Origin of the sequence: Xanthomonas sp. WHRI 10207, from assembly GCF_040202975.1 — a bacterium.
Classification (GTDB): Bacteria; Pseudomonadota; Gammaproteobacteria; order Xanthomonadales; family Xanthomonadaceae; genus Xanthomonas.
In genome coordinates, this window is the sequence record NZ_JBEGDX010000001.1 from 87695 (window position 1) to 107691 (window position 19997).

The 19997-nt window shown below is 66.0% G+C and carries 18 protein-coding genes and 1 other RNA gene; 12 read left to right on the forward strand and 7 right to left on the reverse strand.

The genetic code is table 11. The features are described 5' to 3' along the window. Positions 1-336 precede the first annotated feature (336 nt). From ABQU90_RS00340 to ABQU90_RS00365, 6 genes are all read left to right on the forward strand, one after another. Positions 337-429 carry a potassium-transporting ATPase subunit F gene (locus ABQU90_RS00340; RefSeq protein ID WP_006452907.1) on the forward strand — a complete coding sequence of 31 codons (93 nt, stop codon included), beginning with the start codon at positions 337-339 and terminating at the stop codon, positions 427-429. Between the two features lie 15 nt (positions 430-444). Continuing rightward, on the forward strand, positions 445-2259 hold the full coding sequence (gene kdpA, locus ABQU90_RS00345) for a potassium-transporting ATPase subunit KdpA (RefSeq protein WP_323521642.1): 1815 nt from the start codon (positions 445-447) through the stop codon (positions 2257-2259). A gap of 8 nt (positions 2260-2267) precedes the next feature. After that, positions 2268-4316 carry a potassium-transporting ATPase subunit KdpB gene (kdpB, locus tag ABQU90_RS00350; protein ID WP_115528200.1) on the forward strand — a complete coding sequence of 683 codons (2049 nt, stop codon included), beginning with the start codon at positions 2268-2270 and terminating at the stop codon, positions 4314-4316. Positions 4317-4319: 3 nt separating this feature from the next. Next, on the forward strand, positions 4320-4973 hold the full coding sequence (gene kdpC / locus ABQU90_RS00355; protein WP_323521644.1) for a potassium-transporting ATPase subunit KdpC: 654 nt from the start codon (positions 4320-4322) through the stop codon (positions 4971-4973). 76 nt (positions 4974-5049) lie between these two features. Beyond that, complete coding sequence (locus tag ABQU90_RS00360) at positions 5050-7710, forward strand: DUF4118 domain-containing protein (protein WP_323521645.1); 2661 nt, start codon at positions 5050-5052, stop codon at positions 7708-7710. Next, a complete protein-coding gene (locus tag ABQU90_RS00365) occupies positions 7700-8416 on the forward strand; it encodes a response regulator (RefSeq protein WP_055850891.1) in 717 nt (238 codons plus the stop codon). Before ABQU90_RS00360 ends, ABQU90_RS00365 begins: the two co-directional genes overlap by 11 nt. 13 nt (positions 8417-8429) lie before the next feature. Here the strand turns inward: ABQU90_RS00365 and ABQU90_RS00370 are convergent, their stop codons facing one another. From ABQU90_RS00370 to ABQU90_RS00385, 4 genes are read right to left on the reverse strand one after another with little or no spacing between them, the layout of a single operon-like run. Continuing rightward, complete coding sequence (locus tag ABQU90_RS00370; protein WP_323521647.1) at positions 8430-9815, reverse strand: FAD-binding oxidoreductase; 1386 nt, start codon at positions 9813-9815, stop codon at positions 8430-8432. Continuing rightward, entirely contained in the window at positions 9812-10351 is a 540-nt protein-coding gene (locus tag ABQU90_RS00375; RefSeq protein ID WP_323521649.1) for a metal-dependent hydrolase, read from the reverse strand. The genes ABQU90_RS00370 and ABQU90_RS00375 overlap by 4 nt, the downstream gene beginning before the upstream one ends. 29 nt (positions 10352-10380) lie before the next feature. Then, on the reverse strand, positions 10381-10749 hold the full coding sequence (locus tag ABQU90_RS00380) for a YraN family protein (protein ID WP_323521650.1): 369 nt from the start codon (positions 10747-10749) through the stop codon (positions 10381-10383). Between the two features lie 3 nt (positions 10750-10752). Continuing rightward, positions 10753-12483, reverse strand: coding sequence for a penicillin-binding protein activator (locus tag ABQU90_RS00385; RefSeq protein ID WP_323521652.1), 1731 nt, complete (start codon positions 12481-12483; stop codon positions 10753-10755). An 82-nt stretch (positions 12484-12565) separates the two neighbouring features. Between ABQU90_RS00385 and rsmI the strand changes: the two genes are divergently transcribed. After that, positions 12566-13387, forward strand: a complete 822-nt coding sequence (gene rsmI / locus ABQU90_RS00390; RefSeq protein WP_055850904.1) for a 16S rRNA (cytidine(1402)-2'-O)-methyltransferase — start codon at positions 12566-12568, stop codon at positions 13385-13387. A 143-nt stretch (positions 13388-13530) separates the two neighbouring features. Continuing rightward, positions 13531-13883, forward strand: an RNA gene (gene rnpB, locus ABQU90_RS00395) — RNase P RNA component class A. 468 nt (positions 13884-14351) lie between these two features. On the opposite strand, the gene ABQU90_RS00400 is transcribed toward rnpB, so the two are convergent. The 3 genes from ABQU90_RS00400 to ABQU90_RS00410 are packed head-to-tail and all read right to left on the reverse strand — an operon-like array spanning position 14352 to position 15735. After that, positions 14352-14669: a CcdB family protein gene (locus ABQU90_RS00400; RefSeq protein ID WP_323521653.1), complete on the reverse strand. Its 318-nt coding sequence runs from the start codon at positions 14667-14669 to the stop codon at positions 14352-14354. After that, a complete protein-coding gene (locus tag ABQU90_RS00405) occupies positions 14666-14917 on the reverse strand; it encodes a type II toxin-antitoxin system CcdA family antitoxin (protein ID WP_055850909.1) in 252 nt (83 codons plus the stop codon). Before ABQU90_RS00405 ends, ABQU90_RS00400 begins: the two co-directional genes overlap by 4 nt. Positions 14918-14967: 50 nt before the next feature. Continuing rightward, complete coding sequence (locus ABQU90_RS00410) at positions 14968-15735, reverse strand: NRDE family protein (protein WP_323521655.1); 768 nt, start codon at positions 15733-15735, stop codon at positions 14968-14970. 323 nt (positions 15736-16058) lie between these two features. Here ABQU90_RS00410 and mraZ point away from each other — a divergent pair, with 323 nt between their 5' ends. The 4 genes from mraZ to ABQU90_RS00430 all read left to right on the forward strand — a co-directional run bounded on the left by mraZ (position 16059) and on the right by ABQU90_RS00430 (position 19990). After that, a complete protein-coding gene (gene mraZ / locus ABQU90_RS00415) occupies positions 16059-16505 on the forward strand; it encodes a division/cell wall cluster transcriptional repressor MraZ (protein WP_033006748.1) in 447 nt (148 codons plus the stop codon). A 14-nt stretch (positions 16506-16519) separates the two neighbouring features. Further along, entirely contained in the window at positions 16520-17578 is a 1059-nt protein-coding gene (rsmH, locus tag ABQU90_RS00420; RefSeq protein WP_055850914.1) for a 16S rRNA (cytosine(1402)-N(4))-methyltransferase RsmH, read from the forward strand. Then, positions 17575-17838: a cell division protein FtsL gene (gene ftsL / locus ABQU90_RS00425; RefSeq protein WP_055850917.1), complete on the forward strand. Its 264-nt coding sequence runs from the start codon at positions 17575-17577 to the stop codon at positions 17836-17838. The genes rsmH and ftsL overlap by 4 nt, the downstream gene beginning before the upstream one ends. A 283-nt stretch (positions 17839-18121) precedes the next feature. Then, positions 18122-19990, forward strand: coding sequence for a peptidoglycan D,D-transpeptidase FtsI family protein (locus ABQU90_RS00430; protein WP_323521656.1), 1869 nt, complete (start codon positions 18122-18124; stop codon positions 19988-19990). Positions 19991-19997 lie beyond the last annotated feature (7 nt).

Here is a 19997-nt window from a genome sequence, read left to right on the forward strand (position 1 = left end):
CCAAACCAACCAATCGCCAGCTTCCTAGCCGTAACAGCACCAAGACAGCAAACAATCCAGGCATCGACCAACCACCGCGCGGCCGCTTTTATGCGGAATTTACGCAGCGCCCATGGCATGTCCATAGCGACTTTACGCAGCTCGGGACGAGACTGCGCGCAGTGGCGGAGCGGTTCCGCCGTGGACGATCCTGATGCATCCCTTGACCTGTCTGCTCCATCGGCGCTGCGCGCGCGGTGCGGCAGCGCCTTGCCTTGTTGTCATGCAGCTGCCGCATGCGCCCGCGCGCAGCGCAGCGGCCTTGCGCCCTTGTGCGCGTCACGGGGAGTAGCCGACATGCCTGCCTGGTTGTCCCTGCTGTGCGGCGTGGCCGTACTCGTTGCCGCCGCCTACCTGTTGTACGTGGTGCTGCGGCCCGAAGACTTCTGATGCGAGTGCGCTCCAATGAGTGAAACCTTTCTTGTTTATGCGCTGGCCATCGTGCTGGCGTGGCCCCTGGGCCGTTATCTGGCGGCAGTGATGCGCGGTGCACCGATGCGTGGCGATGTGCTGTTCGGCTGGATCGAACGGCCGTTGTACGCATTGCTCGGCACCCGCCCGCAGCAGGGCATGTCGTGGCGCGGCTACACCATCGCGTTTCTGCTCAGCAACCTGGTGGTCGGGCTGCTGACCTGGGGCGTGTTCATGACCCAGGCGTGGCTGCCGTTCAACCCGGATGGCATCCCCAATATGCGTTGGGATACCGCGCTGCACACCATGGTGTCGTTCCTCACCAATACCAATCAGCAGCATTATTCCGGCCAGGCGCAGCTGTCGTATCTGGCGCAGATGACCGGCATCGTCGGCCTGCAGGTGGTGACGCCGATGATGGGTCTAGCGTTGGCGGTGGCGACCTTGCGCGCGTTGTTCGGTGGGCGCGCCGTCGCACGCGTGTCCGATGGCGCGTTGGCATCGGACGCGACGGCGAGCGCCCGGCCAGGAATGACCGAGCAGGACGAGCAGGAGACGGCGTTGGCGCGCCATGCAGGGCAGCAGCCAACGTCTGGCCCAGAGGCGCTGCCCGAGGCCGATGTCGGCAACTACTGGGCCGACGTCATCCGCGCCAGCGTGCGCGTACTGTTGCCGCTGTCTCTGGTGTGGGCCATGTTGCTCGGCTGGCAAGGCGTGCCATCCACGCTGCAAGGCGCGGCCACTGCCGCACCGCTGGACAGCAGCGCCGGCATGACCACGCAGACCATTCCGGTGGGACCGGTGGCAGCGATGGTGGCGGTCAAGCAGCTCGGCACAAACGGCGGTGGCTGGTATGGCCCCAATAGTTCGGTGGCATTGGAAAACCCCACGCCGTTGAGCAACGTGCTGGAAACCCTGGCACTGGTGCTGCTGCCGATGAGCGTGGTGTTCATGGTCGGCTATCTGACCGGGCGCAAGCGACTCACGGCCTTGGTGTTCGGCACCATGTTGACGATGTCGGCTGCATCCACGGCCTTGTTGGTGTGGTCCGAAGCGCATTCGGCAAGTGCCGCCTCGCCAGCCCTGATGGAAGGCAAGGAAGTACGCATCGGCGCCGATGCTTCCGCGCTCTGGGCGGCGTTGACCACGCAGACGTCCAATGGCTCGGTCAATGCAATGCACGACTCGCTGGCGCCGCTGAGTGGTCTGGTCACGTTGGTGGATATGCTGATCAACGCCATCTGGGGCGGCATCGGCTGTGGCCTGCAGCAATTTGTGGTGTACCTGTTATTGAGCGTGTTTCTGGCCGGTTTGATGACCGGGCGCACGCCCGAACTGTTCGGCCGCAAGATCGAAGCGCGCGAAGTGCAGTTGCTGGCACTGCTGATTTTGTTGCAGCCGCTGGTGGTGCTGGGCTTTACCGCGGTGGCATTGGCGGTGCCGGCATTGACCGGTAATTCCAATCCGGGCTTCCATGGCATCAGCCAGGTGTTCTACGAGTACACCTCGGCTTTTGCCAACAACGGCTCGGGTTTTGAAGGGCTAGGCGATGCCACGTATTGGTGGAATCTGAGTTGCTCGGTGGTGCTGGCCCTGGGCCGCTACCCGGCCTTGATCCTGCCGTTGATGGTGGCCGCGCGCATGGCGGTAAAGCGGCGCGCGCCCGAATCGGCCGGCAGCCTGCAGGTGGAAACACCCACCTTTGCGCTGACCTTGATGGCGATCGTGCTCGTGCTGACCGTGCTGCAGTTCATGCCGGCACTGGTGCTGGGCCCCATCGCTGAACACCTCGCCCTGGCGGCGTCCTGAGAATGAGCATGTCTACGATCGATACAACTGAAAAACGCGAGCGCGGTGACGCAGCGTTGTTCGATGCTGCGGTGCTGATCGCAGCGATGCGTGCGGCCTTTATCAAGCTGTCGCCACGGCATCTGCTGCGTAGCCCGGTGATGGCGGTGGTGATGGGCGGCACGCTGCTGGCAGCGGTGATCACCGCCAGTGGCTATGGCAATGCGGGTTTTGGCTGGGCAGTGACGGTGATCTTGTTTGTCACGGTGTTGTTCGGCAATTTTGCCGAAGCCATTGCCGAAGCGCGTGGCCGTGGGCAGGCGGCATCGTTGCGCCGTGCGCGCAAGGACCTGATCGCGCGCCGCGTCGAAACCGCATTGGGTGGGCGCGAAACCCGCGTGCCGGCGGCCGAGCTGCGTCCGGGCGATTACGTGATGGTGTCCGAAGGCGAATTCGTCCCGGCCGATGGCGAGATCGTGCGCGGCCTTGCCACCATCAACGAAGCGGCGGTGACCGGCGAATCGGCACCGGTGCTGCGCGAAGCCGGCACCGATCGCAGTGGCGTGATCGGCGGCACACGCGTGCTGTCCGACGAGATCGTATTCAAGGTCACGGCCGAACCCGGCCACAGCTTTCTGGATCGCATGATCGCGCTGGTGGAAGGCGCCAATCGGCAGAAGACGCCGAACGAAATCGCGCTGACTTTGTTGCTGGCCGCAATGACGTTGACCTTCCTGATCGTGGTGGCGTCGCTGCCGGCGATCGCAGGCTTTGTCGGCGTCACGCTGGACCCGCTGCTGCTGATCGCATTGCTGGTGTGCCTGATCCCGACCACCATCGGCGGCCTGTTGCCGGCGATCGGCATTGCCGGCATGAATCGCGCGTTGTCGGCCAATGTGCTGGCTAAATCCGGCAAGGCGGTGGAAGTGGCTGGCGACGTGGACGTGTTGTTGCTCGACAAGACCGGCACCATCACCTACGGCGACCGCCAGGCCACCGCGTTTCATCCGTTGGCTGGTATCGACCGTGCGCAGCTGCGCGATGCCGCGATGCTGGCCTCGCTGGCCGACCCCACGCCGGAAGGCAAATCCATCGTCAAGCTCGCACGCCAACAAGGTGCTGTGGCTGTCGAACCGGAAGGCGCGCATTTCATCGCTTTCACCGCGCAGACGCGCATGTCGGGTGTCGATCTGGCCGGCCGCGCAATTCGTAAAGGTGCCGGCGATGCCATCGTGGCGTATGTGCAGGCACAGGGCGCCACGGTGTCGCCGGAGTTGAACGGGCGTATCGAAGAAGTGGCACGCGGCGGCGCCACACCGCTGGTGGTCGCCGAAGGCCGGCATGTGCTCGGTGTGGTCGAATTGAGCGACGTGGTCAAGCAGGGCATCAAGGAAAAGTTTGCGCAGTTGCGTGCCATGGGCATCAAGACGGTGATGATCACCGGCGACAACCCGCTCACCGCTGCCGCCATTGCCGCAGAAGCCGGTGTGGACGATTACATTGCGCAAGCGCGCCCGGAAGACAAGCTGGCACGCATCCGTGCCGAGCAGGCTGGCGGTCGGTTGGTGGCGATGGTTGGCGACGGCACCAACGATGCACCGGCGCTGGCGCAAGCCGACGTGGGCCTGGCGATGAACTCTGGCACGCAGGCGGCAAAGGAGGCCGGCAACATGGTGGATCTGGATTCGGATCCGGCCAAGCTGCTGGCGGTGGTTGAAGTGGGCAAGCAGCAGTTGATCACGCGCGGTGCGTTGACCACCTTCTCGTTGGCCAACGACGTGTCGAAGTACTTCGCGATCCTGCCGGCGTTGTTTGCCGCGGCGATTCCCTCGATGGCCGCACTCAACGTGATGCAGCTGTCCAGCCCGCGGCATGCGGTGCTGGCAGCGCTGATCTTCAATGCACTGATCATTCCGGCGTTGATTCCGCTGGCCTTGCGTGGCGTGCGGTTTCGTCCATCCAGCGCCACCGCCTTGTTGCGCCGAAACATGCTGATCTACGGGCTGGGCGGCATCGTGCTGCCGTTTGCCGCCATCAAACTGATCGATCTGGCGCTTGTCGCCACCCTGGGTGCCTGAGCCATGACCACGTCTTCTACTCATACGCGTTCCACTGCGTTGCCGTTGCGCGATGACGGTGCGTTACGCGCCTCGGTGATCCTCGCGCTGTTCATCCTGTTCGGCTTGGGCCTGGCGTATTCGCTGATCGCCACTGGCATCACCGGCGCGTTGTTTCCGGCCCAGGCGCACGGCTCGTTGCTGCGCCAGGACACGCGCGTGGTCGGCTCGGCCTTGGTCGCGCAGCCGTTCACTGCTGCGCGTTATTTCCAGCCGCGTCCATCGGCCACCAAGTACGACCTCACTGCGGCGGCCGGCAGCAATCAGGCGCGCTCCAATCCCGACCTGCAGGCACGTATCGCCGCCACACGCGCGGAGGTCGCCGCACGCGACGGGATTGCACCGGATGCGGTGCCGAGCGAGTTGTTGACCCAATCCGGCAGCGGCCTGGACCCGCATCTGAGCCCGGCGGGCGCGCAGGTGCAGGTACGCCGTATCGCCGCCGCGCGCGGCTGGCCAGAGCAACGCGTCGCCGCATTGCTGCAAGCCGCCACCGAGGCGCCACAGTTCGGTCTGCTTGGCCAGCCACGGGTGAATGTGCTGGCCTTGAATCTTGCGTTGGATCAGGCTGGGAATGGAGAAATAGGAATAGAGAATGGGGTGAAGCAAAAGCGCTAAGCGCACCAGGCCACTGTAGGCTTTGCGATTCCCGATTCCCGATTCCCGATTCCCGATTCCCGATTCCCCATTTCCGATGATTGACGCCCGCACCCAACAAGCCGACGCGCTGATCGGCGAACTGCAACGCGAACACGGCGGGCGCCTGACGGTGTTTTTGGGCGCGGCGCCCGGCGTGGGCAAGACCTACGCCATGCTGTCGCGGGCGCGCGAGCGCTTGCGGCAGGGCATGGACGTGGTGGCCGGCATTGTGGAGACCCACGGGCGTAGCGAAACCGCTGCGTTGCTGGACGGCTTGCCGCTGTTGCCGCGCACACGCGTGAGCTACCAGGGCCGCACGCTGGAAGAACTCGACCTGGATGCGCTGCTGGCGCGCAAACCGCGCCTGGCCCTGATCGACGAGTTGGCCCATCGCAACGTGCCCGGCAGCCGTCACGAGCGGCGATGGCAGGACATCGTCGAACTGCTGGATGCCGGCATCGATGTCTACACCACGGTCAACATCCAGCACCTGGAAAGCCTCAACGACATCGTGCTGCGCATCACTGGCGTACGTGTGTCCGAAACGGTGCCCGATGCGGTGTTCGATCGTCTGCGCGACATCGTGCTGGTGGATCTGCCGCCGCGCGAACTGATCGAGCGCCTGCAGCAGGGCAAGGTCTATTTGCCCGAACAGGCGACGCAGGCCTTGCAGGCGTTTTTTTCGCCATCCAATCTGACCGCGCTGCGCGAACTGGCGATGCAGACCGCCGCCGACCGCGTCGACAGCGATCTGCGTGATACCCAGGCCGCGCGTGGGTTGCCCGGTACCGCCGCACTGCGCCGCCGTGTGGTGGTGGCCATCGATGGGCGTGGCAGCTCGGAGTATCTGGTGCGGGTGGCGCGGCGATTGTCCGAACGCCGCGATGCGCCGTGGACGGTGGTCACCGTGCAGACGCGCACCGTGGCCGATGCCGGCTGGCAGCTGGAGATCGACCGCGCCTTCGCACTGACGCGTCGCCTGGGTGGCGACACGGCACTACTGCATGGCGCCAATGTCGCCGAGGCCTTGCTGGATTTCGCATCGCAAAACGGCGTGTCGACCCTGGTGCTCGGGCGTACCCGCGAGCGCCCATTGGCGCGCATGTTCAACCGCACCTTGACCCAGCAATTGCTGCAACGTGGCGCGCATTACGAACTGGTCATCGTCAGCTCCGCCGATGCGCGTGCACGTGCGCGTCAGCGCTGGCGCAATCCACGCCATTGGCTGCAGGGCTACGACCTGGCTTTTGCCGCCATCGCCGCCGCCGGTGCGGTGGCTGTGGCCTGGCTGTTGCAGCGCTGGACCGATATCGACGATCTGTCGATGGTGTTCATCGTCGCCGTGGTGCTGGTCGCGTCACGCACGCGCATGGCCGCTGCGGTGATCGCGGCATTGCTGAGTTTTGTCGCCTACAACTTCTTCTTCATCGAACCGCGCTTCACCTTGCACATCAGTGCGCGCCAGGGCGTGGTGACGGTGTGTCTGTTCCTGATTGCCGCACTGGTCGCCGGGCGCCTGGCCTCACGGCTGCGTAGCCAGGTGCTGGCGCTGCGTGCGGCCAATGCGCATGCCAACGCGCTGCAGGCGCTGGGCCGCCAGCTCAGCACGGCCGCCGATCTCGGCCAGGTGTTGGAAGCCGGCCGCCGTGCATTGACTACCGCACTGGATGCCGAGGTCTGGCTGCGCCTGGAGCAACGCGAAAGCGACGCACCGGCCAGCTTCGGCGCACTCGATCGCAGCGCGGCGGAGTGGACGCAGCGGCATGGGCAACCTGCGGGCCGCTTCACCGACACGCTGGCCGGTGCGCAATGGTGGTGCCTGCCGGTACGCCACGAGCGCGGCAGTCTGGGCGTGGCGGCGTTGCGCTTCCGGCAGACCGTGCAGCGTCCTGGCCTGGAGCAACGTCGGCTAGCCGAAGCGATGGTGGACGACATCGGTCAGGCCGCGCTACGCACGCGTCTGGTCGCCGACCTGGAAGGCGCACGCGTGAGCGGCGAAACCGAACGCCTGCGCTCGGCATTGCTGTCGTCCGTCTCGCACGACCTGCGCTCGCCGCTGGCCTCGATGATCGGCTCGGCCAGCAGCCTGGCCAGTTATGGCGATGCGATGGATGCGCAGGATCGCCACGCCTTGCTCGATACCATCCAGCTCGAAGGCGAGCGCCTGGATCGCTACATCCAGAACCTGCTCGACATGACCAAGCTCGGCCACACCGGGCTGACCTTGAATCGCGACTGGATCGGCGTGGACGAGTTGATCGGCTCGGCCACCCGCCGCCTGCAGCGCTACCAACCGGATGTGCGCCTGCAACTGGACCTGGCGGCCGACCTGCCGGCGATCTGGGTGCACCCGGCGCTGGTGGAGCAGGCCATCTTCAACGTGCTGGAAAATGCGGCGAAATTTTCGCCACCTGGCATGGCCGTCACCGTGCAGGCGCAGCTACGCAGCGGCGCCTTGCAGGTCGATATCGGCGACCAGGGCCCGGGCATTCCCGAAGACGAGCGCGCGCGCATCTTCGACATGTTTTATAGCGTCGAACGCGGCGACCGTGGCCGTCACGGCACGGGCCTGGGGCTGACCATCTGCCAGGGCATGATCGGCGCGCACGGTGGTAGCGTCGAGGCATTGGCCGGCGCGCATGGTCACGGCACCACGATCCGCATTACGCTGCCGCTGCTCGTTCCTGCCGCGCCACCTCGCCCCGATGCCGACTGACACCACTGCCATCCCGCCCGCCCGCGTGCTGATCGTCGACGACGAGCCGCAGATCCGCCGTTTTCTCGACATCAGCCTGCGCGCGCAGGGCTACCGCGTGCTGCAGGCCGGCACCGGCGAAGAGGGGCTTGCACTGCTGGCCGGGCAGGGTGCCGAACTGGTGGTGCTGGATATCGGCCTGCCCGACCGCGATGGCCATGAAGTGCTGCGCGAGATCCGCCAGTGGTCTAACGTGCCGGTGATCATGCTCACCGTGCGCGCCGGCGAAACCGAAAAGGTCGCCGCACTCGATGCCGGCGCCAACGACTACGTCACCAAACCGTTCGGCGTGCAGGAACTGATGGCGCGCATCCGCTCGCTGTTGCGTCAGGCCGGTGCCGGCAACACGGTGGAAGAAAGCGTGTTCGACGATGGCCGCCTGCACATCCATCTGGGCCTGCGCGAAGTCACCCTCAATGGCGAAGCCATCCCGTTGAGTCGCAAGGAATACGCCTTGCTCGCGCTGCTGCTCAAACATGCCGGCCGCGTGGTGACCCAACCGCAATTGCTGCGCGAAGTGTGGGGCCCCACCCACGAAGAGGACACCCACTACCTGCGCATCCTGGTCGGCAAGCTACGCCAGAAACTGCACGACGACGCTGCCGACCCGCATTACATCGTCACCGAACCGGGCGTGGGGCTGCGCTTTATCGGTGTGACGCGCTGAAGCAACAACCGCACTAGGCCGGCGGCAGCACCTTGCCCGGATTCAAGATCCCATCCGGATCCAGCGCGGCCTTGATCGCGCGCATCGCCGCCAGCGTCGGCGCGCTGAAGGCCTGGGTCATGAAATCGCGCTTGGCCACGCCAATACCGTGCTCGCCGGAGAGCGTGCCTTCCAACGACAGCACTAGCGCGAAGACGCGCGGTAATGCCGCATGCGCGCGCGCGTTTTCATCGGCATCGTCCGGGTCGTACATGATGTTGACGTGCAGGTTGCCGTTGCCGACATGGCCGAAGGCGACGATCGGCAGAGCGAATTCCGCCGCCAGCGCTTCCACACCTGCAACCAGCTCCGGGATGCGCGATACCGGCACCACCACGTCTTCGTTGATCTTGCCGGGCTTGATGGTGCGCAATGCGGGGGACAACGCTCGGCGTGCCGCCCACAGTTTGTCGCGCGCGCTGCCATCGGCGGCGATGTCCAGGCTGAGCACGCCGTCGCCATCGGCGGCATCGTGCAAGGCCTGCAATGCGTAGGGCAGCGTGTCGTGATCGCCATCGGCTTCGATCAACAACATCGCGCCAGCCTCGGGCACGTCGCTGCCATTGCGGCGCAGTAACGCGATGGCGCTGGCATCCATGAATTCCAGCATGGTCGGCGTGGTGGGTTGCGCCATCAGCCGCGACACCGCGGCCGCAGCGCTGGCGGCATCGCGGTACAACGCGCGCAGCCCGGCTTGCGCAACTGCACGCGGGGTCAGCTTCAAGGTCGCTTCGACGATGATCGCCAGCGTGCCCTCGCTGCCGACCAATAGATGGGTGAGGTCGTAGCCGGTGGAATTTTTGGTGTACGCACCGCCGCAGCGAATGACATCGCCGGTGCCGGTCACCGCCACCAGGCCGAGCACGTTGTCGCGGGTGGCGCCGTACTTCACCGCGCGCGGACCACCGGCGTTGGTGGATAGATTTCCGCCGATGCTGCAGATTTCCGCGCTGGACGGATCCGGCGGCCAGAACAAGCCATGCGGCTGCAAGGCCTGCTGCAGATCGCCATTGAGCACGCCCGGCTGCACCACGGCGCAGCGGTCTTCCGGGCGCAGTGCCACGATGCGATTCATGCGCGCCATCGACACCACCACACCGCCGGAAAACGGGACCGCCGCGCCGGTGGTGCCGGTGCCCGCACCGCGCGCCACGATCGGCACGCCATGCGCGCGGCATGCCTGCACGATCGCCACCACATCGTCGGTATCGCGCGGCAGCGCCACCGCGGCGGGCAATGCCCAGCGACGCGAATCGTCTTCGCCATAACGGCGGCGCGCATCGTCGGCAGTCAACCAGCCATCGGATCCAAGCCGCGCGGCCAACAGCTCGGCTAGCGCGGTGGGAAGTACATCGGTCATTGCGGGCGATCCTGTGGTGCCGCGCGCTGGATACATCGAAATCCCAGCGCTGCGATGGTGAGCGGCAGCCAGACCCAACGCAGCTCGGAGAGCAGCGTGTTCAAGCCGCGCGTATTGAAAAACCCGTTGGCGAACGGCGAGACGCGAATCGGCCGCCACGGCGCGAACCAGCGCGTTTCGCTCCACGGCCAGGCCAACGCCACGCCGAGCCCGCCGGAGGTCATCGCATCCAGGATCGGGTGCGATGCGGTGCAGACAAACAGCCACACCGCTGCCTGCACGACATCCGCACGCAGGCTGCGATGTGCCACCGCGCCGAGCACTGCGATGACGCTGGCGAACAACAACGAATGGCTGGCACCGCGGTGACCAAACGCATCGGCATACGGAACGTGCAACGCAAACGCCAGCACATCCGCATCGGGCAGCATCGCCGCCACGATGCCGGCACCGAGCAAACGCGGCGAAATGCGTCCGCGTTCGCTGGCGTACCACAGTGCCAGCGGCACTGCGGCGTGGGTCATGATGGTCGGCATCGAACGTCGTTAGTCGCGCTTCTGAAGCATCAGCAATCGTCGGCGCGGAAGGCGTCGCGGATCCAGTGCAGCACCGGCGGTTCGCCGCTGGCTTCGACTACGTCGAAGCGACACGGCAGCGCCGCCAGTGCAGGGTGAGAGACAAGAAACAACTGCGCCGCCAGTACCAGCTTGCGGCGCTTGCGCACATCCACCGAAGCCGCGCCGCCGCCGAAGCGGCTGTCGCTGCGGTAACGCACTTCCACGAACACCAGCGCCGGCCCATCGCGCATCACCAGATCCAGTTCGCCGCCGCGGTAGTTGGCATTGCTCACCACCAGGCGCAAGCCGGCCTGCTCCAGCATCACGCGTGCGGCCGCTTCCACTGCCGCACCACGTTGCTGGCGCGCTGCCGGCATGACTTAGCGGCCGTCGGCGATCGGCACCGGGCGGCCACCGTTGAAAGTGGACCATGCCGGCGTGCGCAGCACATTGCCGAAGCCGTCCAGATGCAAGGTGCCGGTGGCGCCGCGCAGGCCGCCGTCGGTGCCGGTGGCGAGCTTTTCTAGATATGCACTGATCTTCCAGGCGTCGTAGCCGAACGCGAACAGGCGTGCGGCCGGGCCGCGTGCGCTGGGCAGGGTGCTGGCGACCTGGCTGGCCGCCGGCAGGCCGGAGACGCCAAGTGCGGTCCAGGTTTCGCTGGGGTAGATGATGCCGTCCAGCGCCAGGTCGTCTTCGACCTTGCCGGTGCCGGCCACCAACTGCGAGGTGCCCACGCGCGACTTGCCGGCAAACCCGCTCAAGGCCAGCTGCGGCGCCAGCGCGCGCGCGGTATTGCCGCGCACCGCCAGGAACACCGCATCGGCAGTGCCGTAGTTGCGCAGCTGCGCACCGATGTCGCCCGGTGCATCGGCCACGCTGATGCTGCCGGCGACCTTGCCACCGCGTTCGGTGAAGCGGTCGCGGAAGGCCTTGATGGTGCGCTTGCCGTTGTCGTCGCCGGTGCCCACGATCAGCACGTTGCGGCGTTCGCGCGAGAGCAGATATTCGGCGGCCATGATGCCGTCGTCTTCCGGTGCCAGCGAGAAGCCTGCGCTGCCAGCGGGCGGCGCCTTGTTGTCGGTGGGGCGGTTGAGCGCCAGCACCGGCACGGCAAGCTGGCCGCGCGCGAACAATGCGCTGACTTCGTCGCGACCCAGCGGGCCGACCACGTAATCGACACCGGCGCCCACGGCTTTGTCGTAGGCGGCATTGGCACCGGCGGCGGTGCCGGTGGTGTCGAAGAACTGCACCTCCGGGCGGCGGCGGGTTTCGGCGTAGTAGCCAGCCAGCAGCCCATCACGCACCGGCGCGGCGGCGGTGGCCAGATTGCCGGTGAGCGGCAGCAGCACTGCCAGTTTGACCGGCGGGCGGTAACCGTCGCGCTCGGCCGGCGGACGCTTGCTGGTGTCGAAGCCCCATTGCGCATCGCGATCGAATGCGCGCGGCAACGCCAGGCCGCGGCTGATCAACGCGCGGCCGGCAAAGTTGTACAGCGGGTCGCCGGCCGGTAGCGCGGCGGTGCGGCCCTTGAGCGTGGCATCGTCCAGCGCCGCCAGCAGACGCACGATGGCGCGCTGGTTGTCGCTGCGCGGCGTGCCGGTCAGGCTGGCATCGGCGCGTGCCCGGTCGGCGGCGGCGCCGAACAGGTCGCCGGTGGCTTCCAGTGCGGCGGCGCGTGCCACCAGCCAGCGCGTCTGCAGCGGCTGGGTCAGCCCCTGTGGGCTGTCGCCCAGCGCCTGCAGCGCCTGCGCGGCCTGCTTGTCGATCACCGCCAGCTCGCCGGTGAGCAGCTCGAAGCGTGCGCGTTCTTCGCCGCTCAGATGGCGCGCGTTGACCTGCGCCAGCAGCGTGCGTGCGCGGGCGTCATCGCCAGCGTCGTGCCAGCCGAATGCGGCCGCGGCCAGCAGACGGCTGCGCTGCGCACCGCTGGCACCGGCGGCTTCGGCTTCCAGCTGCTGCGCCGCTTCGCGCGGCTTGCCCTGGTCCAGCAACGCCAACGCCGCGCTCTGCGTCGGCGAGGCAGTCTGGGTGACGCTGCTGGTGGCGCAACCGGCCGCCAGCATGACCAGTAACGACAGGGCGGAGATCCTTGCAACACGCTTGTTCATTTCAGATCCATTGGACAGGGACCGCCAGGGCGGTCCGTTGAAAACCGCTACGATTCTACCCTTTGCCCCCGGAAGACCGCTGATGATGTCCCCTGGAACCCTGCACGTGGTCGCCACGCCGATCGGCAACCTGGCCGACCTGTCGCCGCGCGCGCAGGAGGTGTTGCGTGGCGTGGCCGCGATCTGCGCCGAAGACACCCGCCACACCCGCCAATTGCTCAGCCATTTCGGCATTGACCGCCCGCTGCTGGCCCTGCACGACCACAACGAAGAGGCGATGTCCGAGCGCATCGTGGCGCGCCTGCGTGAGGGCGAGTCGCTGGCCATCGTCAGCGACGCCGGCACCCCGCTGGTCAGCGACCCCGGCTTCAAGCTGGTGCGCGCCGCCCGCGCGGCCGGCATCAAGGTCAGCCCGGTGCCGGGTGCCTGCGCGGCGATTGCCGCGCTCAGCGTGGCTGGCCTGCCCAGCGACCGCTTCAGCTTCGAGGGGTTTTTGCCGGCCAAGAGCGCTGCGCGCCGGGAGCGCCTGGCGCACCTGGCCGGTGAGACCCGCACCCTGGTGTTTTACGAATCCTCGCACCGCATCGTCGACTCGCTGGCCGACCTGCGCTTCGCCTTTGGCGACGACCGTCCTGCGGTGATCGCCCGCGAGCTGACCAAACTGTTCGAAACCGTGCTCGACGGCAGCCTGGCCGAGTTGCAGGCCAAGGTCGAAGCCGACGACAACCAGCGCAAGGGCGAGTTTGTGGTGATGGTGCAGGGCGCCGCCGACGCCGCCGAAGGCCAACTCGCCGAAGGCCGCCGCGTCTACGCCAAACTCGCCGAGCACCTGCCGCCGTCCACCGCCGCCAAGCTCGCCGCCGAGCTGACCGGTGCGCCGCGCAAGGCGTTGTATGGCGGCTAGGGTGGTCGTCGCGAGCGCGCTGTGATCGGCGATGACGCTTTTTCGGTCAGGCTGTCGCGCCCGGGTGCGCTCCTACGGTCAATGGCCGGTTGGAAACGCTGCGCCGTTCTGGATTGTGGCGATAGCGTAGAATGCGCCCCGGCGGAGTCGGCCAGACAGTCGCGTCACTCGCAAGGGTGCCGAGGAAAGTCCGGGCTCCATAGGGCAAGGTGCCAGGTAACGCCTGGGCGGCGCAAGCCGACGGAAAGTGCAACAGAGAGATACCGCCGAACGGTCTCGCAAGAGGCGCGTGGTAAGGGTGAAATGGTGCGGTAAGAGCGCACCGCGAGTCCGGTAACGGACCGGCACGGCAAACCCCACCTGGAGCAAGACCAAATAGGGATCCATTGGCGTGGCCCGCGCTGGATCCGGGTAGGTTGCTTGAGCGCTGCGGTGACGTAGCGCCTAGACGAATGACTGTCCACGACAGAACCCGGCTTATCGGCCGGCTCCGCCGCCTTGCTTTGGGCATCGCCCAAAGCTTAAGGCGCCCACGCTTCGTACCGCCTGCGGCGGTACAAAACGCGGGCCCCGCTCCGGGCATGCCAGAACCCCGCGGCTGTCGCCGCGCCCCCTTGACTCAAGGGGGCTTGCAGTTAGGTGGTTGGTCGAGGCGCTTGCGCGATGCGCTCGCTTGCCCCAATTGCGGAATGATTAGTCGAATGAGTGGTTGAATGGTGCGTCCAGCGATTTGATGGGCATGTCAGATCCTTACTGCTGTATCGCTGCCTTCTTTGGGCGCTCGCCCCCAAGCAGACACCCACGCTTCGTACCGCCTGCGGCAGTACAAAACGCGGGTCCCGCTCCGTGGCATGCCAGAACCCCGCGGCTGTCGCCGCGCCCCCTTGACTCAAGGGGGCTTGCAGTTGGGTGGTTGGTTGAGGCGCTTGCGCGATGCGCTCGCTTGCCCGTATTGGCGAGATGGCTAGCCGAATGAGCGGGTGAACAGCTCGTCCAGGGCGTCGATGATGGTCTGGGCTTGGTCCTTGAGGGAGCCGGCAGGGTTGTTGAGCACTGCGAGCGGCACCGAGGTCATTTCCAGGGGTTGCAGAATGACGCGTTGGCCGGCGACGGTGAGTTCCGGAGTGAAGCGGGACGGGGTCGGGGAGTGCTTGGATTTGATCACCAAGGGCACGACGACGCGGCGGGGGAAGGCGTCGAAGATCTTCGACTGGACCACGACCACGTAGGGAATGTTCTTGTTCTGTCCGACGTTTGCGTAGACATCGAACTGGTCGGTCATAACGTGGAGAACTCGTCGGCGAAGGAGCCGTGCGTGTCGGTGAAGGTCTTCCATTCGCTCGCAGCGCGCTGCAACTCCATCGCTCTGGCGCTGTGGCTGTCGCGCTCTTTGGTGACGTAGTCGGCCAGCAGTTCTTCGACCTTTGCCGACAGGTTGCCGGTCATCGCCCGTGCCTGTGCGGCCAGGTCCGAGTTGATGGTCAGGTTCAGCGGTTTCTTTTGCGCGGAACTGTCGTAGTAACGGCTCATGGGCAGCCTCCTGTCGTTCATGCGCACGCTATGCGCATGATTGCGCAGTGTCAATGCGTACCGAAGATGTCCAGACGTGTTTCGCCCTGGAATGTTCCACCGGGGCCGAAGCGGCGTTCGTGGATGAAGCCACTGCCTGCATGATCCACCGCCACGATGGTGCTGGCGCGGGTGCCGTAGCTCTGGCCGGCGATGAAGGCGGCCGAGAGCAGGCGTTCGGTGGGTAGATCGACGCCGGTGTGAGGCAGGGCATCGTCGGAAGCGATGACGGCGTTACCCAGGGCGGTCCACAGCGGCTGCAGGTCCTCGCTGCCTGTGGCGCACCAGTCATGCAAGACCGCAGTTAGCGCAGCGGTCTTGGGCCAGGGCGCGTCCAGCGGGCCGTTGGACATCCCATGGATGCCGGGAGCCAGCGCGCGTGCCAGCGGTGGGTGATTGCTGAGGTGTTCGCAGCGCTCGGCGTCGCACAGCAGCAGGTTGAACGGTGGGAACGCGTGTCCGTCCGCGGCCAGTTCCCGGGCATAGGCAGTAGCGTCGGAACTGCCGGATAGATAGTCGGCAATCAGATGACCGCGCGAGCGCCCGGACGTGGTGGCCATCGGGTCGCGCACGTTGGTCACCACGGCGACTCGGCCGTCGCTGCCCAGTCCGACCCAGCTTCCGCCAGAGCGCAGGTCGCGCCCGGCCAGCACGTTGTCGGCAGGCGCTGCCCAGCGCGTAAGCGGTGCGGTGGGGCGTTCGTGGAATTCATCGCGGTTGCCTGCCAGCAGCAGGCGCCAACGCGGGTGGGTTTTCCAGGCAAGAGCGACTAAGCACATGCCGCCAAGTGTGGCGCGTTTGCGCAGCCATGCGGTGCAGCTGGCGCAGCGTGAAGTGAGACGCGGGTCGTGTTTACACAGCCTTCACGCCCCTGAATTTTTGTTCAATCTCAAAATCTGAGACGAAACAGCAACTTGTGGATAAGCTTTGAACAAGTCTCTAAAGAGTGCTGCAACTCATTGATGCGACTGGCGATTTGCGATCTTGAAAACTGTTGACAACCTTTGGCGCACTGCTAAGGTGGGCATCGGAGGGAAAACCAGGTGTTTTGTGGTTTTTCGTGGTTCAATGATCCCCCAGCGGGTATTCGAGGTTGCATTCGGTGTTTCAGGGCGAGACTGCCATCACGGTGGACGACAAGGGGCGCATGGCGGTACCTACCGCGTATCGCGACCTGGTCACGCGTGTGAGCGGCAACCGCCTAGTGCTCACCTACAACCCGTTCGAAGCCGGTTGCCTGTGGCTGTATGCGGAGAAGGAGTGGGAGCGGGTGCGCGACGATGTGATGTCCAAGCCCAATACCCAGCGCGTGGTCCGCACGCTGCAGCAAAAACTGGTGGGTTCCTCCGCCGTGCTGGAGCTGGACGCCAATGGCCGTCTGAGCATTCCGGCCAGCCACCGCAATGCGGTCGGCATCGAGAAGAAAGCCGTGCTGCTTGGCATGGGCGACAAATTCGAACTCTGGAGCGAGCAGGCACATCGCGCACTGATCCAGCAGACATTGTCTGACGGGGATCTGGGCGATGAATTGCTCGATCTCAGGTTGTGAGCCGGGGTGCCCGGATGCGCGGTGAAGCGCAGCCCGGTCACCCGGTGTCGCAGCCGCCGGCGGCCCATGTGCCGGTGCTGTACACGCAGGTTCTGGATGGCCTGCAGGTGACCGAAGGCGGAACCTATCTCGATGGCACGTTCGGGCGTGGCGGACACGCACGCGGCGTGCTGGAACACCTTGGCCCGGGAGGTCGACTGCTGGTGATGGACAAGGACCCTGAAGCGATCGCAGTGGCCGAACAGACGTTCGGCGGCGATGCGCGCGTGTCCATCCATCGCGGCAGCTTCGCCGGACTCGGTCAGGTGGTCGCCGCTGCGACCGTCGACGGCATCCTGCTGGACCTGGGCGTGTCCTCGCCGCAGCTGGACGTGGCCGGCCGCGGTTTCAGTTTCGGCAAGGACGGCCCGCTGGACATGCGCATGGATCCGGACGCCGGACAGAGCGCGGCCGAGTGGCTGGCGCATGCCAGCGACCGCGAGATCGCCGATGTGTTGTGGACCTATGGCGAAGAACGCCAGAGCCGCCGTATCGCACGCGCCATCGTGGCTCGCCGCGCCGAACAGCCGCTGCTGCGTACCGCGCAGCTGGCCGACCTGATCGCCTCGGTGATGCCGCGCGGCGACAGTAAGACACATCCGGCCACGCGCAGCTTTCAGGCCATCCGCATCCACATCAACCGCGAGCTGGCCGATCTGGAAGCCGGGCTGGACGCCGCGCTGGGCGCGCTCAAGCCGGGCGGCCGGTTGGCGGTGATCAGCTTCCACTCGCTGGAAGACCGCATCGTCAAGCAGTTCATGGCCCGCTACGCCAAGGCCCCGCCGAGCAACCGCCGCCTACCCGAAGCGCAGCCGTTCGTGCCGACGCTGCAGCTGGTGACAGGCGCAGTCAAGGCTGACTTCGACGAGTTGAGCGTCAACCCGCGTGCGCGCAGCGCAGTACTGCGGGTGGCCGAGAAGCTGGGAATGGGGAATGGGGAATGGGGAATGGGTAACGGCGACAGCGCTACTGCTCCCCGATTCCCAAATCCCGATTCCCGATTCCCGGCGGCTCCGGACGGAGACGCCCAATGAGCCGCCTGCTGCTGATCGTGCTGCTGGCCTGCAGCATCGCCTCGGCGATCGGGGTGGTGTACATGCGCCACATGCACCGCAAGCTGTTCGTGCAGTTGTCCAAGCTCGAACACGCGCGCGATGAATTGAACATCGAATTCGGCCGGCTGCAGCTGGAGCAGGCCACCTGGGCGGAAAGCAACCGTGTCGATCAGGTCGCGCGTGCGCGCATCGGGATGAAGTTCCCGGAGACCAACGACATCGTGGTGGTGCGCCCATGACGAAGTCGCACAACAGCCTTTTTGAACGTCGCAGTCGCCCGCAGGGTGGCGCACAAGCAGCTTCGCCCATGACAAAACGGCACGACAGCCTTTTTGAACGTCGCAGCCGCCCGCAGAGTGGCGCACAAGCAGGTGCGCCCATGACAAAACGGCAGGACAGCCGTTTTGCACGGCGAAGCCGCCCGCAGTGTGGCGCACAAGCAGGTGCGCCCATGACAAAACGGCAGGACAGCCGTTTTGCACGGCGCAGCCGCCCGCAGGGTGGCGCACACGGAGGTGCGCCATGAAAGCCGGCCGCAACCGCCCCCGTAGCAACTTCAACCTGCGCGGCCGGCTGACCCTGGTCGGTATCGCGTTGGGCCTGTGTTCGGTGACGTTGATCGGGCGCGCTGCATTCGTGCAGCTGGTCAATCGCGATTTCTATCAGCGCCAGGGCGAAGCGCGCTATCTGCGTGAGCTGCCGATCGCCACCTCGCGCGGGATGATCACCGACCGCAATGGCGAGCCGTTGGCCGTGTCCACGCCGGTGGAATCGATCTGGGTCAATCCGCAGGAACTGCTGCGCAACCCCGACCGCATTCCCGAGTTGGCCAAGGCGCTCGGCCAGCCGCTGGACGAGTTGAACGCCAAGCTGGCGCAAAAAGCCGGCAAGGAATTCATGTACCTGCAGCGCCGGATCAACCCGGACAAGGCGCATGCGATCGTCGAGTTGAAGATCCCAGGCGTGTTTTCGCAGCGCGAGTTCCGTCGCTTCTATCCGCAAGGCGAAGCGATGGCCCACGTGCTGGGCTTCACCAATATCGACGACCGCGGCCAGGAAGGGCTGGAGCTGGCCTTCGACGAATGGCTGCGCGGCAAGCCCGGCTCCAAGAAGGTGGTGCGCGATGCGCGCGGCGCCATCGTGGAGAGCGTGGATCTGGTGCGTCCGGCGCAGCCGGGCAAGGATCTGACGCTGAGTATCGACCGCCGCATCCAGTTCCTGGCCTACAAGGAGCTTCGTAACGCGTTGGTCGAAAACAATGCCGCTGGCGGGTCGATGGTGGTGATGGATGTGGCCACCGGCGAAGTGTTGGCGATGGTCAACCTGCCGACCTACAACCCCAACTCGGTGACCGGCATCAATCCGTCGGCACGACGCAATCGCGCCGTTACCGATCTGGTCGAGCCGGGCTCGACGATGAAGCCGCTGACCGTGGCCACCGCGCTGACCGCCGGTGTGGTGACCAAGGACACCGTCATCGATACCAACCCCGGCTATATGTCGGTGGGGCGCTTCACCATTCGCGATGTGCCGCGCAACAACGGCGTGCTCAACGTCACCGGCGTGATCACCCGCAGCTCCAATATCGGTGCGGCCAAGATCGCGGCCAAGGTGCCGGACCAGACGTTCTATCAGTCGATCCGCAACTTCGGTTACGGCAGCGCGCCGCATAGCGGTTTTCCGGGCGAATCGGCCGGCGTGGTGCTGCAGCCGGCGCGCTGGAGCGGCCCGTCCAAGACCACGATGTCGTACGGCTACGGCCTGTCGGTCACGCCGCTGCAGATTGCGCAGGCGTACGCCACGCTGGGCAATGGCGGCAAGCTGACGCCGCCGACCTTCGTGCGTGGCCAGCACAACGAGACCCGTCAGGTGATCACCCCCGAGGTGGCGCGACAGGTCATCGACATGATGGAGACGGTGGTGACTCAGGGCGGCGCCAAGGGCGCGGCGATCCTTGGCTATCATGTGGCCGGCAAGACCGGTACCGCGCGCAAGAACGGCGCCAATGGTTACGAGCGCGGGCATTACAACGCGCTGTTTGCCGGTCTGGTACCGGCCACGCGCCCGCGGTTTGCCACCGTCATCGTGATCAACGATCCGCAGGGCAAGGTGTATTACGGCGGCCTGGTGTCGGCACCGGTGTTCCATAAGGTAATGGAAGGTGCGCTGCGGTTGATGGACGTGCCGCCGGACGATATCCAGTCGTGGCTGGCCGCGCAGGCCGCCGGCAAGACCGGTCAACCGATCGTCAAGCCGCAACCGGCCGATCTGGATCCGGCGCTGGTGCCCGACCCGGTTGATGAAGTGTCGGCCGGCATTCCGACCGCGATCGCACCGCCGCCTGCGCCTGCGCCTGCGCAGCCTGCGCCGTTGCAGGAGAGCCGTCAGTGAGTCGCGC

Bases quoted from the DNA above. Each gene is read 5' to 3' on its own strand.
- ABQU90_RS00340 (WP_006452907.1), top strand. From the start codon at position 337: ATGCCTGCCTGGTTGTCCCTGCTGTGCGGCGTGGCCGTACTCGTTGCC.
- kdpA (WP_323521642.1), top strand. From the start codon at position 445: ATGAGTGAAACCTTTCTTGTTTATGCGCTGGCCATCGTGCTGGCGTGG.
- kdpB (WP_115528200.1), top strand. From the start codon at position 2,268: ATGTCTACGATCGATACAACTGAAAAACGCGAGCGCGGTGACGCAGCG.
- kdpC (WP_323521644.1), top strand. From the start codon at position 4,320: ATGACCACGTCTTCTACTCATACGCGTTCCACTGCGTTGCCGTTGCGC.
- ABQU90_RS00360 (WP_323521645.1), top strand. From the start codon at position 5,050: ATGATTGACGCCCGCACCCAACAAGCCGACGCGCTGATCGGCGAACTG.
- ABQU90_RS00365 (WP_055850891.1), top strand. From the start codon at position 7,700: ATGCCGACTGACACCACTGCCATCCCGCCCGCCCGCGTGCTGATCGTC.
- ABQU90_RS00370 (WP_323521647.1), bottom strand. From the start codon at position 9,815: ATGACCGATGTACTTCCCACCGCGCTAGCCGAGCTGTTGGCCGCGCGG.
- ABQU90_RS00375 (WP_323521649.1), bottom strand. From the start codon at position 10,351: ATGCCGACCATCATGACCCACGCCGCAGTGCCGCTGGCACTGTGGTAC.
- ABQU90_RS00380 (WP_323521650.1), bottom strand. From the start codon at position 10,749: ATGCCGGCAGCGCGCCAGCAACGTGGTGCGGCAGTGGAAGCGGCCGCA.
- ABQU90_RS00385 (WP_323521652.1), bottom strand. From the start codon at position 12,483: ATGAACAAGCGTGTTGCAAGGATCTCCGCCCTGTCGTTACTGGTCATG.
- rsmI (WP_055850904.1), top strand. From the start codon at position 12,566: ATGATGTCCCCTGGAACCCTGCACGTGGTCGCCACGCCGATCGGCAAC.
- ABQU90_RS00400 (WP_323521653.1), bottom strand. From the start codon at position 14,669: ATGACCGACCAGTTCGATGTCTACGCAAACGTCGGACAGAACAAGAAC.
- ABQU90_RS00405 (WP_055850909.1), bottom strand. From the start codon at position 14,917: ATGAGCCGTTACTACGACAGTTCCGCGCAAAAGAAACCGCTGAACCTG.
- ABQU90_RS00410 (WP_323521655.1), bottom strand. From the start codon at position 15,735: ATGTGCTTAGTCGCTCTTGCCTGGAAAACCCACCCGCGTTGGCGCCTG.
- rsmH (WP_055850914.1), top strand. From the start codon at position 16,520: ATGCGCGGTGAAGCGCAGCCCGGTCACCCGGTGTCGCAGCCGCCGGCG.
- ftsL (WP_055850917.1), top strand. From the start codon at position 17,575: ATGAGCCGCCTGCTGCTGATCGTGCTGCTGGCCTGCAGCATCGCCTCG.
- ABQU90_RS00430 (WP_323521656.1), top strand. From the start codon at position 18,122: ATGAAAGCCGGCCGCAACCGCCCCCGTAGCAACTTCAACCTGCGCGGC.